The organism is Flavobacterium cerinum, assembly GCF_024496085.1.
Classification (GTDB): Bacteria; Bacteroidota; Bacteroidia; order Flavobacteriales; family Flavobacteriaceae; genus Flavobacterium; species Flavobacterium cerinum_A.
The window spans coordinates 2,740,282-2,753,752 of record NZ_CP101751.1 but is presented as its reverse complement, the minus strand read 5'-3'; the positions used below and the strand labels follow the sequence as shown (position 1 = coordinate 2,753,752).

General features: G+C 36.8%; 8 protein-coding genes and 3 tRNA genes. 4 read left to right on the top strand and 7 right to left on the bottom strand.

The genetic code is table 11. The features are described 5' to 3' along the window. Positions 1-154: 154 nt before the first annotated feature. Together NOX80_RS12285 and NOX80_RS12280 are read left to right on the top strand one after the other, a co-directional pair. Positions 155-1,648 carry a hypothetical protein gene (locus NOX80_RS12285; protein ID WP_256550083.1) on the top strand — a complete coding sequence of 498 codons (1,494 nt, stop codon included), beginning with the start codon at positions 155-157 and terminating at the stop codon, positions 1,646-1,648. Further along, entirely contained in the window at positions 1,629-2,267 is a 639-nt protein-coding gene (locus NOX80_RS12280; RefSeq protein ID WP_256550082.1) for a DUF6705 family protein, read from the top strand. The genes NOX80_RS12285 and NOX80_RS12280 overlap by 20 nt, the downstream gene beginning before the upstream one ends. Before the next feature lie 398 nt (positions 2,268-2,665). Here NOX80_RS12280 and NOX80_RS12275 read toward each other — a convergent pair whose 3' ends face one another. The 5 genes from NOX80_RS12275 to NOX80_RS12255 all read right to left on the bottom strand — a co-directional run bounded on the left by NOX80_RS12275 (position 2,666) and on the right by NOX80_RS12255 (position 6,990). Further along, complete coding sequence (locus tag NOX80_RS12275) at positions 2,666-3,907, bottom strand: leucine-rich repeat protein (RefSeq protein WP_256550081.1); 1,242 nt, start codon at positions 3,905-3,907, stop codon at positions 2,666-2,668. 31 nt (positions 3,908-3,938) lie between these two features. Further along, positions 3,939-6,449 carry a leucine-rich repeat domain-containing protein gene (locus NOX80_RS12270; protein ID WP_256550080.1) on the bottom strand — a complete coding sequence of 837 codons (2,511 nt, stop codon included), beginning with the start codon at positions 6,447-6,449 and terminating at the stop codon, positions 3,939-3,941. Positions 6,450-6,712: 263 nt separating this feature from the next. Further along, positions 6,713-6,786 (bottom strand) — tRNA-Arg (locus tag NOX80_RS12265). 38 nt (positions 6,787-6,824) lie between these two features. Next, positions 6,825-6,899: transfer RNA gene (locus tag NOX80_RS12260), tRNA-Pro, on the bottom strand. A gap of 7 nt (positions 6,900-6,906) precedes the next feature. Continuing rightward, positions 6,907-6,990: transfer RNA gene (locus tag NOX80_RS12255), tRNA-Ser, on the bottom strand. A gap of 320 nt (positions 6,991-7,310) precedes the next feature. On the opposite strand from NOX80_RS12255, the gene NOX80_RS12250 reads away from it, so the two are divergent. Both NOX80_RS12250 and NOX80_RS12245 read left to right on the top strand, forming a co-directional pair. Continuing rightward, entirely contained in the window at positions 7,311-8,489 is a 1,179-nt protein-coding gene (locus tag NOX80_RS12250; RefSeq protein ID WP_256550079.1) for an acetyl-CoA C-acyltransferase, read from the top strand. 89 nt (positions 8,490-8,578) lie between these two features. Next, positions 8,579-9,340 carry a C40 family peptidase gene (locus NOX80_RS12245; protein ID WP_256550078.1) on the top strand — a complete coding sequence of 254 codons (762 nt, stop codon included), beginning with the start codon at positions 8,579-8,581 and terminating at the stop codon, positions 9,338-9,340. 56 nt (positions 9,341-9,396) lie between these two features. Here NOX80_RS12245 and NOX80_RS12240 read toward each other — a convergent pair whose 3' ends face one another. Beyond that, positions 9,397-10,713: a tetratricopeptide repeat protein gene (locus NOX80_RS12240; RefSeq protein ID WP_256550077.1), complete on the bottom strand. Its 1,317-nt coding sequence runs from the start codon at positions 10,711-10,713 to the stop codon at positions 9,397-9,399. A 24-nt stretch (positions 10,714-10,737) separates the two neighbouring features. Beyond that, a complete protein-coding gene (gene gyrA, locus NOX80_RS12235; protein WP_256550076.1) occupies positions 10,738-13,239 on the bottom strand; it encodes a DNA gyrase subunit A in 2,502 nt (833 codons plus the stop codon). Positions 13,240-13,471 lie beyond the last annotated feature (232 nt).

Genomic DNA, 13,471 nt, shown 5'->3' with positions numbered 1-13,471 from the left:
CGTCACTATCATATATTCAATAAAGCAGTGTAAATGCAATTATTTCATTACGTATAAATACGTATTTTACACATTGAATGTAATTTTTTATGGATATTCTCAATTTTTCCATTCATAAAATGGTAAGATTTGCAGGATCAAATTAATAAATCACATGAAGAATAGAACACCACTACCCTATTTTCCAACATTTATTTTGATTTTAATTGCCTTGCTTAGCTGCGAAATTGAGAACGATGTGATTCAAAAAAATGATTATAAGGAAAAGGTAAAAATCAGACAAAGTACATTTGATCAACTATTAAAAGAACAAACTTTTGTTGCTGCTTTTTCAAAGTTTAGCAAACAGAAAGATCGAGGCACACAATCAAAAACAGTTATGGAAGCCGAATACGGTTTTACCATTGTCCCCAACATGGCTAAGATTATAGAAAGCGGACACAACACCTCTTACACCTTTAAAATAACCCGGCAGATTAACAATCCTGAATATTTTGAAAATCTTGTAATTAATGTTGACAGTTTGAGTGAGATAACCGCATATATTTTAAAATACATTCCATCAGAACCTTTAACTCCAAGCGGCATCCATGAATCTTTTCGCTTTGAAGGAACGGTTAGTATTACTCCGATTGTATATAACAGTTCCGAAATGAGCAAAACAACTATCTGTGTAACAGCTCAAATATTAATGTGTGATGAGGCATGGAGTCCAACAAATACCGGTATACACGTTGCCACCAATGACTGTAAGAATCAAAATCATTTATTTTATTCTTCAGTCAGAACGTGTTATACTACTGATGGTGATATAGGTGGCGGTGATTTTGGTGATGATCCTGTCGTTATCGCTCCTATTGGCGGCGGCGGCGGCGATCCTCCGACAGATGGATCACCTCCAAATAATTGTCCTAGATGCCCAGTCATTGTTACATCTCCTGTAGAGGAATGGGTAGAACCACCTTTGCATTGTGAAAGGCTTAATGAACTCTTTAAAAGCTATAACTTTAAAGAGGCTATAAAATACCTAAAAACACCACAGGTTCTAGATGGAGTCAAAGAACAGGGGTATAATTTAACTTTAAACGGAAAAGGAAACCTTGTTGTTACAGCGGTACCTGAAGCAAATACAGGTGAAAATAATGTAAACTATTCTGCTACTTCTCCTTTTTTATTTGGAGGACTACATTGCCACAGGAATATACACGCCCCAATGTTCTCACATTCTGATATATTTATTTTAACGAAATTCTACACGCAACATAATTATGCCGGAAATCAGGGTATTCCTGATCCTAAAATACCTGTACATCTTTTAGTTACATATCAAGGAGTATATGCTTTGTCTATGGATAATCAAAGTACAGTACAGAAACTACAAGATATATATAGCAATAAGGATAAACGTAAAAAGTTTATGAATGAGCTCCAAAAGAGATATGATAAATTCGGAGATAAAAACACATTGCATCCCGCAGGTTATGCATTAGATTATCAAAGAACCTTACTAGATTTCTTAAATGAAAATGGTTTAGAGATATCTTTATATAAAGCTGACGATAATCTAACAAAATGGACTAAATTAGCTCTCAACGATAATCCGGAGACTAAAACAAATAAGCCGATAAATGAAATTAACTGTAATTAATGTTGATATGAAATATATTTTAATTTTTTTCTTGTTAGCTTCTTGCTTATCATGTAAAGCACAGACTATAGTACCATTAGCCAACAATCATAGTGATTTATACCATAAACCGAATACATATACCAAAGATGTTGATAATGAATTCGGTAAATACGAAGGTACCTGGAAATATCAAAACGGCACTACTATTCTCATTATAAAACTTCAGAAAAAGGTTTTTGATTTTTTTGCTGAAAAAAATTATTACGAAGACCTTTTAATTGGCGAGTACGCTTATATTGTGAATGGCACAGAATTAATCAACACTTTAGATAAACTTAATACACCTCAGCCTTCTACAGGAGCGTATGATATATATGGAAATCGAATTGTTCACAGAGGAATTCCTCCTATATGTGCAGATTGCTTATTAGATGAAAAAAGAGTTATTCTTTTCATAGATGATCCAGAAAGAGATTACTTAGATAACTCTATTATTTTACGATATAAAATTGAAAACGGAACACAAAAAATAGTAGCAAAAATATATAAAAGTGGAACGTCTATATTTATCCCAGCTGGAGCCACAGATGAAATGCGTGTTCCATACGGTGAATACATTTTAACCAAACAACCATAAATACGGGATCAAACATTTATAAGTGGCTTTTTATTTATTAAGAAGCCAACAGTATTATTTTAGCTCTTCAGAATTAAACTCAAGTCAATTCTTAACTCCGTAAAAAGAGGATTATACCAGGTTATTAAAAAAGGAATTTAGCCCCGCTGCACAAAGTCTCCCGACTTTGAGCTAACTAATATTTCTTCTGGACGATTTCCGTATTGCCAAAACCGGATATGCTAACTTAGCGTGACGTTAGAGTTAAGTCCAAAATCTTAAATTTAGCGGATGAAAAAATGTCGTAAAAAATAACTATGTATAAAATGCAGCTTAACTTTTTCTTCAGTTTTTATTTGTATATTTTATGCTCCGAAGTTACAAACTTCGGAGAGCGGGGAAAAAGTGCTGAAACGAATCTACCTATTCTCGAAAGTGATTAATGCTTTGAACTTCTCAATTCCATAAGCATTTGTTTTTTCGAGAATCGGTAGCAGCTCTTTTGCTATGAACGATTCTTGACTAATATTGTTTTGTTCCCGCCATTGTTTAACTCCTTGTGTACAAGCACCGGTAATAGTTTTGTAATACGCTTCCGTTATCACGGTATCTTCGTGAATCGGTTCTTTTTTTATTTCTTTGGCTATAATTTTAAACTGTAAATCTTCAATTGCTTGTTTTAGCGTTTCGCCATGGGCAAAAAAACCGTCTTTTTCAACTAAAACGGTTTCTGTCACATTAGGAACACCGTCATAACAGTTATTCAAAATAAACCCGGTATGAATTAGCATTCCATTTAAGGTTTCGGACTTTTCAATAATGGTTAGTACTCTATCTACAGATTTTACACTATAGTTATACTTGCCAAATCGCACATCGGTTAAGGTATCACATTCCTCGAAATTTCCAGTTCCCATATACGTTAGTTCAGGAACATCAAAATTGGTTAACGCACAAGCGAAAAAATTTTCACGGCCAATAGTCCTGAGCATAGGAGCCTTAAAATGTCGTAAGGCATAACAAAATTTGAAATTTTCATTTCCAATAAAATCTAACATGGGAGCCTCAAAATCGGTTAGCGCATCGCATTTGTAGAAATTACTCCTATCCATAAAAGTCAACGCGGAAGCCTTAAAATTGGTTAGTGCTTTACATTCTTTAAAATTGAAAATTTCCATCTCTTTTAGCATTGGAGCCTCAAAGCTGATTAATGCATTACAGTCTTCAAAATTACAATGTCTTATTGTAGTTAGCACAGGTGCCGTAAAGTCACTTAGCGCATTACACTCTTGAAAATTGTCATTTTCTAAAAGAGTCAGCTCGGGAACGTCAAAATGTGTTAACGCGTTACAACAATGGAAATTTAAACTTTCCATAGTAGTGAGCCTGGGAGCCTCGAAACGCGTTAATGCGTTACATTCGTAGAAATTCCCATTTCCGATAGTTGTCAAAACGGAAGCCTCAAAATGAATTAGCGCATTACATTCGTTGAAATTATCGTCCTCGATAACAGTTACCCATGGCGCCACGACCGTAACCAGTTCCGGCTGATTTTGAATAACTTTATCTCCTATTGTTTCGACCGATTCCGGCAAATAAAGTACGCCGTCTTTTATATCGTCTGAGTCAATGCTTATTAATTTGTTGCTTTGTATTTCCATACTGACTAATGAAAAAAGTGCTGAAACGAATCTACCTATTCTCGAAAGTGATTAATGCTTTGAACTTCTCAATTCCATAAGCACTTGTTTTTTCGAGAATCGGCAGAAGCTCTTTTGCTATGAACGATTCTTGACTAATATTGTTTTGTTCCCGCCATTGTTTAACTCCTTGTGTACAAGCACCGGTAATAGTTTTGTAATACGCTTCTGTTATCAAGGTATCTTCGTGGATCGGTTCTTTTTTTATTTTTTTGGCTATAATTTTAAACTGTAAATCTTCAATTGCTTGTTTTAACGTTTCGCCATGGGCAAAAAAACCGTCTTTTCCAACTAAAAATGTTTCAGATAGATCCGGAACGCCATCAATACAATCATTAAAAATATACCCGGTATGGATTTCTATTTCATTTAAGGTTTTAGACTTTTCAATAATGGTTAACAATCCATCTGTTGATTTTACGGTGTATCGATGTTCTCCAAACTGTACGTCGGTTAACGCACTACAATATCTAAAATTGTCATATCCGATAGTGGTTAACATTGGAGCCTCAAAACCGGTTAGCGCGTAACATCTGTAAAAATTGTCTTCGCCCATAGTGGTTAGCACAGGAGTTTCAATATCGATTAGCACCTTACACTCCTCAAAATTTTTATCCCCAATTGAAGTCAATACCGGAGCCTCAAAACGTGTTAACTCGTCACATTCTTTAAAATTGCTTCCCTCCATAGCCAATAGCACGGGCGCCTTGAAGTTGGTCAGCAGATCACATCTTCTAAAATTCTCTTTTCCCATAGCAGTCAACGCAGGAATCTCTAAGTGGGTAAGACTATTCGATCGGAAGAAATTGGTGTCTCCAATAGTGGTTAGCATAGGAACCTCTAAGTGGCATAGCAACAAACAATTGTTAAAATTCAGATTCCCCATAGCAACCAACGCGGGCGCCTGGAAATGGGTTAGCGCATCACAATCGTCGAAATTGTAATTTCTCATAGTCGTCAGCATCGGAACCTCGAAACGGGTTAGCACGCCACAAGACATAAAATTGGTGCTTCCAATAGATGTTAGTATGGGAGCCTTAAAAAAGGTAAATGAGCTACAAAATTTAAAATTGTTTTTTCCGATAGCAGGCAGCACAGGTGCTTCAAAACCAATTAATGCGTCACATCCGTAGAAATTTTTGTTTCCGATGGAAGTCAGCGCGGAAGCTTCGAAATTGGCTAAAACATTACAATCTCTAAAATTGCCATTTCCAATAGTCGTCAGTGTAGGATTATCGAATCCGGTTAGTGCATTACATTCATAAAAATTATTATCTCCTATAACGGTCAATACACGAGTTTTAAAGTTCACCAGCATGTGACAGTCATAAAAATTTTTATTTCCGATAGTAGTTAGCATCGGAGCTTTAAAATCGGTTAATGCATTACATTCATCGAAGTTTTTATCCCCGATTGACGTCAAAAGAGGGACTTTAAAGCCATTTAATGTATTACACTCATAGAAATTCTTATTTCCGATGGAAGTTAGCATTGGAGCCTCAAAATCGATTAACGCATTGCATTCATAAAAATTCTTATTTCCGATGGAAGTCAGCGCAGAAGCTTCAAAATCACGAAACCCACATTCGTAAAAATTACGATCTCCGATAGTCGTCAGTAAAGGAGCTATAAAGTGGGTTAATCCACTACAGAATCTAAAATTTTTGTTTTCAATAGCCGTCAGTAGCGGAGCCTCAAAACGAGTTAAGATTTTACAACCATAAAAATTGTCAGTACCGAAAGCTGTCAGTACCGGAGCTTCAAAGCCGCTTAGCGCTTCGCATCGATCGAAATTATCGTTTCCGACACCTTCTAGCATGGGCAGTTTAACGTCGGTTAGTGCGGTACACCGTCCAAAGTTAAAGTCTCCGATAGAAGTCAGTTCGGGAGCTTCAAAGTCGGTTAAAGTATTACACTGGTAGAAATTTTTGTTTCCAATTTCATACAGTACAGGAGTCTCCAGGCGGGTTAGCGCACTACATTCGTAGAAATTTTTATCTTTTATATTTCTCAGTAGGGGAGCCTCAAAGTGGGTTAACGCTTTACAATTGTAGAAATTTTTGTTTCCGATAACCTCCAGCTTAGGAGCTTCAAAACCGGTCAACGCTTTACAATTGTAAAAGTTCTTGCTTCCAATTGAATCTAATTCGAAAATTTCAACGTTCGTTAAGCTACTACATTGGTTAAAATTTTTGTTTCCGATGGATCGCAGTCTGGGAGCTACTAATGTAGTTAGTGCATTACATTCGTAGAAACTTTCATTATATATGGACAATAACCTAGGAGCCTCCAAACGGGTTAACGCATTACAAAATCTGAAATTACCGGTTTTAATAAAACTTAATCCGGGTGCTACAACTGTAATCAGATCCGGCTGGTTTTGAATAACCCAATCCCCTATTAATACCACCGATTCCGGTAAATAAAGCACACCATCTTTTATGTCGCTTGAATCAATATGTACTAAAATGTCGTGACTTCCAGGTTCTTTTTTTATTTTCATGATACCATTTTCAATGAATAATTACTCCTGTATAAAACTGTAACAAGATAAATCCAGATCGATAGCAGAAATAGAGTATCTGAATATCTTTTTTTCTTACAGATTAAATAGTTTGTAATTTTACAATTATTTTCAGAATAGACAACAGAAAAAAGCGTTGTTCTATATCGAAATGATATAAATGTATTAAAAATAGATTGAATACAGCATTTCAGTGAAGTACAAAAACAAGAAAACCGCTGATAAATCAGCGGTTTAACCTGTGATCACGACAGGATTCGAACCTGTGACCGCCTGCTTAGAAGGCAGGTGCTCTATCCAGCTGAGCTACGTGACCTAAATCCGTTGTTTCGATAAATTGGGAATCGAAACTTGTCGGGGTGGCAGGATTCGAACCTGCGACCTCCTGGTCCCAAACCAGGCGCGATGACCGGGCTACGCTACACCCCGAAAGAAGCGGAGAGACAGGGACTCGAACCCTGGCGACGGTTACCCGTCGACAGATTAGCAATCTGCTCCGTTACCACTCCGGCACCTCTCCTGCTTTCTAAGGAAATTACTTCCTTGTTTGCGGTTGCAAATGTAGAACAACATTCCATTTTCTGCAAGTATTTTCAAGTATTTTTTTCATTTTTTTTGCTTTTTTTCGAAAACTATTTCACTGTCAGCAACATAGAAATTACAAAAATTTTACATTTTCATTACTTACTCCCTATTCCCAGTAATAATAAGCCTTAAAAAGTATTTGTAAGGAAACTATTCTGCTCCGATACTAAGAAAATACAGCGATACTATATATATCTGCGCAAAATTGGTTAAATTCGCAACTTCAAGTATAATAACAAACCAACAACTAATATCATGAGTAAAAAAGTAGTAATCGTTTCAGCGGTTAGAACCCCGATAGGAAGCTTTATGGGTGCTTTATCTACTGTAACAGCGCCACAATTAGGTGCTACTGCCATTAAAGGAGCATTAAACAAAATAAATTTAGATCCGAACCTGGTTGACGAAGTATTAATGGGGAACGTAGTTCAAGCCGGAGTCGGACAAGCACCGGCACGTCAGGCTGCTATTTTTGCCGGATTACCGAATACTGTTGCCTGTACAACTGTAAACAAGGTTTGTGCATCAGGAATGAAAGCAATTATGCAGGGAGCACAGGCTATTATGGCCGGTGATGCTGAAGTTGTAGTAGCCGGAGGTATGGAGAACATGAGTTTAATCCCTCATTACGTACATTTAAGAAACGGTTACAAATTTGGTCCAGCTTCTATGCTTGACGGTATGCAGAAAGACGGTTTAACCGACGCATACGATAACAATGCAATGGGAGTTTGTGCTGATTTATGTGCTACTGAATATAAAATTACCCGTGAAGAGCAGGATGCTTTTGCAATTCAATCATACGAGCGCTCTGCTAAAGCATGGGATGCTAATAAATTTGATAATGAAATCGTACCGGTAGCCGTACCGCAACGTAAAGGCGATCCGATTATGGTAACTAAAGATGAGGAATATACTAATGTAAAATTAGACAAGATTCCTGCATTAAGCCCGGTATTTACAAAAGACGGTACTGTTACTGCTGCCAATGCTTCTACAATTAATGACGGAGCTGCTGCTGTAGTATTAATGAGCGAAGAAAAAGCAAACGCTCTTGGTTTAAAACCTTTAGCTTATATTAAAAGTTATGCTGATGCAGCACAGGAACCGAAATGGTTTACCACTACGCCTGCAAAAGCATTACCAAAAGCATTAGACAAAGCCGGAATTGCTTTATCTGACGTTGATTTCTTCGAATTTAACGAAGCTTTCTCTGTTGTAGGATTAGCAAATGCAAAAATTCTTGGATTAGACAACGATAAAGTAAACGTAAACGGAGGTGCTGTTTCTTTAGGTCACCCTCTTGGATGTTCCGGAGCACGAATCGTAGTTACTTTATTAAATGTTTTAGAACAAAACAATGCTAAGATCGGAGCTGCTGCTATCTGTAACGGTGGTGGTGGTGCTTCTGCTATCGTGATCGAAAGAGCTTAATTAGACTATCTATAAATGATGAATTTTGAATCGGGCGGGTTTCCCGGGTTTGATTTAAAATTCATCATTTCACTTAAAAATCAATCTGAATGTTTGCCATTTGTAACCTTGCTATTGTACCATTACGTGCCGAATCCAATGACAGAAGCGAATTAGTTTCCCAGGTATTATTTGGGGAGCATTTTACTATTTTGGAACGAAACACTAACTGGTCCAGAATAAAACTGGCATTTGACGGATATGAAGGTTGGATTGATAATAAACAATTTCAGTTAATTTCTGAAGAACAATACCAGGCGATTTCTCATTCGGCTGCCATCTTAAATGCCGATTTAATTGAGTATATCACAACTCCGAATAATTTCCTGATGCCGATACCGATCGGAAGTTCGCTTTCCTTTTTGGATTTTCCGGAGATCAACACTGCGCAATTTTCTTTTGAAGGTGTAAAGATTTGCGGAGCCAAGCCAAAAACAGAATTAATTAAAACGGCTTTCATGTATCTGAATGCTCCTTATCTATGGGGCGGAAAAACGCCTTTCGGAATTGATTGTTCCGGTTTTACACAAATGGTGTACAAACTAAACGGATATTCTATTTTAAGAGATGCTTCACAACAGGCTACACAAGGAGAAGCTTTAAGCTTTATTGAAGAAAGTGAACCCGGTGATTTAGCTTTTTTTGACAATGATGAAGGTAAAATCATCCACGTTGGAATGATTATGGAGAATAACTATATTATTCATGCGCATGGAAAAGTACGTATTGACCGTTTGGATCATTTAGGAATTTATAACGTCGACACGGGAAGACATTCACACAACCTCCGTGTCATCAAAAAAATAGTATAAAAAAAACCGAAACTTTAAAAGTTTCGGTTTTTTATTGACCACATAAAGCCAGGTGATTATTTTTGTGCTTTTAATGCTTTATATTTCGCATCCATTTCTAATACCTGATAAGCGTTCATTAATACCGCTTTGATATTTTGATCTTTTGGTTCAATCTGGAATGCTTTTTCAAAATATGGCAAAGCTTCTTGATACATTTTGTTTCGTTTCGCTTTTAATTCATCAAAACGCTTGTTTTCTTTTGGAGTGGTTCCTAAAGAATTCATTTCTTTTACCATTTTATCTTCTCCGTTTAACATTAAAGCGCCTAAATTATTATAAGCATTAAAATAGTTCGGATTTACCGCAATTGCTTTTTTATAGTAATCTCTGGCTTCATCAAATTCACCGGAATTAGTACTGATAACTCCTAGATTAAACAATAAATCAGCATCGTTAGGATCTTTTTCTAAAACTTCCTTAATTACTCTTTTATATCCGGCAAAATCTTTAGCATCCAAATACAAATTAGCTTCAGCCAACATTAAACTTGTATCACCGGGATTAGCCGCTTTAGCATCATTGATTGCTTTTTTAGCCTCATCAACTTTACCCTGGTGCACTAAGATAGAAGCAATATTTTTATAAATTTCACCTCTTTTAGAAGGAACCTTTTCATCTCTTGGTTTTTCGTGGATTCCTAATTTGATTGATGCTTTACGATCAGCATCAGAGTTAAAAGACTCTTCATTTCCGGTTGCTTTATTTGTAGCATAGTAAAGCGTTCCTTCTCCGGAATAATTAATCGCTTTTAATTCGTTCAGGTATTTTAATGCTAAATCAAAATCCTGAGACTGTAAAGCTAAGATGGAAGCATTATATAAGTTTCCGTCATCTTTTTTATCCAGGTTATAGATCGCTTCAAAAACCTGAGCTGCTTCTTTAAATTTAGATCCCTGATTTAAAGCAATTGCATAATTGATTAAAAGCGGTTTATACGACATAATCGTTTCATTGATATCGTCTGTATATACTTTTTTACCTGTCTTTTTCTCATAATCCAAAACAGCATTTAAACCGGTAGCCATTTCATTAATTTTTGCCGGTGTAAACACTTTTGCTAAAGACTGCATATTAGGTGCTGCTCCTCCAGCTGTAGCGTCAAGTTCCAAAAGCGGTGTCATAGCCTTATAGAAATTGGTATAAATCTGATCCGATTCAGCCAGAGACATCCCGCCTAATTTATTAATAGCGGATTTGTATTCTGAAACTTCCGACACAGACATTTGGTCTTTAGCGTATAATTTTTTCAGCGTTTTCAATTCGTCTTTCTGAGCAAATGAAGCCACAGAAAACAACATTGATGTCGCTAATAAAGCATATTTAATTTTCATATGTTAGTTATTTAGGTTCTTATTTTATTCCTGAGTTTCTGAAATTTCGTCGATGTTATCATTTTCTTCTCCTTCCGATCCGTCATTTTCTTCACGCATTACTTTAGTTACCGCTGCAATCGAGTCATTTCCTTTGATATTAATCAAACGAACCCCTTGTGTTGCACGTCCCATTACACGCAGATCCGAAACTTCCATACGAATAGTCAATCCGGATTTATTGATAATCATCAGATCATCTGCATCAGTTACACTATTAATAGAAACGAGATTTCCGGTTTTATCGGTTATATTCAAAGTCTTCACTCCTTTTCCGCCACGGTTGGTAATACGGTAATCTTCCAATGAAGAACGTTTTCCGTAACCGTTTTCTGAAACTACAAGAATTTCACTTTCCATATCGTTAACCGATACCATCCCGATTACTTCATCTTTTTCATCAGCAAGTGTGATTCCTCTTACTCCGGAAGCACTTCTTCCCATCGGACGGGTTTTACCTTCTTCAAAACGAACCAATTTACCGGATTTTACTGCAATCAGAATCTGACTTTCTCCGTTGGTTAATTTTGCTTCCAGTAATTCATCATCTTCTTTAATCGTAATCGCATTAATACCATTCTGGCGCGGACGTGAATATTGCTCCAACGGTGTCTTTTTAACCTGACCTTGTTTGGTAGCCATGATCACATAATGACTGTTGATATATTCTTCGTCTTTTAAATCCTGCGTACAGATGAATGCTTTTACTTTATCATCATTCTCGATATTGATAAGGTTCTGAATTGCTCTTCCTTTACTGGTTTTACTTCCTTCCGGAATTTCATATACCCGCATCCAGAAACATTTTCCTTTTTGAGTAAAAAACAACATATATTGGTGGTTCGTTGCCACGAATAAATGCTCCAGGAAGTCCTGATCGCGCGTTGCCACACCTTTTTGTCCGACTCCTCCTCTGTTCTGTGTTTTGTATTCTGACAGCGGTGTACGTTTGATATAACCGGCATGCGAAATCGTAATAACTACATTTTCATCCGCAATTAAATCTTCAATGCTCACATCACCTCCGGCATATTCAATAACCGAACGACGTCCATCACCGTATTTATCTCTGATTTCCGCTAATTCATCTTTAATAACACCCATTCTCATTTCCTTGCTTGCTAATAATTCTCTTAAATAAGCAATCAACTTCATGATTTCATCGTATTCCGCTCTTAATTTATCCTGCTCCAGTCCGGTTAACTGACGTAAACGCATTTCTACGATGGCGCGGGATTGGATATCCGATAAATTAAAACGTTCTACTAATTTTTCTTTTGCTTCGTCTGCATTTTTAGACGCACGGATCAAAGCAATAACTTCATCAATATTATCCGAAGCAATGATCAGACCTTCTAAGATGTGCGCTCTTTCTTCCGCTTTACGCAAGTCGAATTCCGCTCTTCTCGTCACAACTTCATGGCGGTGTTCCACGAAATAATGAATCAGATCTTTCAGGTTTAACAATTGCGGACGTCCTTTTACCAATGCGATATTATTCACACTGAAAGAAGACTGCAACTGTGTATACTTATATAAGGTATTTAATACGATATTCGGAACCGCTTCCCGTTTTAATACGTAAACAATACGCATACCGTTACGATCCGATTCGTCGCGAATTGTCGAAATACCTTCAATTCTTTTTTCATTTACAAGGTCAGCGGTTTTTTTAATCATTTCCGCTTTGTTCACCTGATACGGAATTTCCGTTACAATAATTGACTCACGGCCATCCACTTCTTCAAAATTTGCTTTGGCGCGTACAACCACACGTCCTCTACCGGTTTTAAAAGCTTCACGAACACCTTCATAACCATAAATAACACCTCCGGTAGGGAAATCCGGTGCTTTGATGTACTGCATCAGTTCATCCACTTCGATATCGTTATTATCGATATACGCCAGTGTACCGTCAATTACTTCCGTTAGGTTGTGCGGTGCCATATTGGTCGCCATACCTACAGCAATACCGGATGCACCGTTAATTAAAAGGTTCGGGATTTTCGTTGGCATTACTTTAGGTTCCTCTAAAGTATCGTCAAAGTTTAATTGAAAATCAACTGTTTCTTTATCAATATCAGCAAGAATTTCTTCCGAAAGTTTTTTCATTCTTGCTTCCGTATAACGCATAGCTGCCGGACTGTCACCATCGATAGAACCGAAGTTCCCCTGGCCGTCCACTAAAAGATATCGCAAACTCCACTCCTGAGCCATACGAACCATCGCATCATAAACAGAGCTGTCACCGTGAGGGTGATATTTACCCAAAACCTCTCCAACGATTCTGGCCGACTTTTTATGTGCTCTATTCGATAATACTCCTAATTCATACATTCCGAATAATACTCTTCGGTGAACCGGTTTCAAGCCATCTCTAACATCAGGAAGCGCTCTTGATACAATTACTGACATCGAATAATCGATGTAAGCAGATTTCATTTCGTCCTCAATGTTAATAGGAATTAACTTTTCTCCTTCAGACATAAGTAGTTATATTAAAAAATTATATTTAATTCAAAACGTGCCAATATACATATTTTTCCAGTAAAGAATCACTTTTTTCTTCATAAATTTCAGTAATTTATCAACAGTAAAAACCGCCGGAGTGCTTAAAAATTCACACTTTTTAACTTTTATATCTCGATTTTTTTTTGTCAATTAGCATAAAGGGTTAACCTTAAAATGTCAGGTACGGTTTTTGCTTTACCGTATCTAA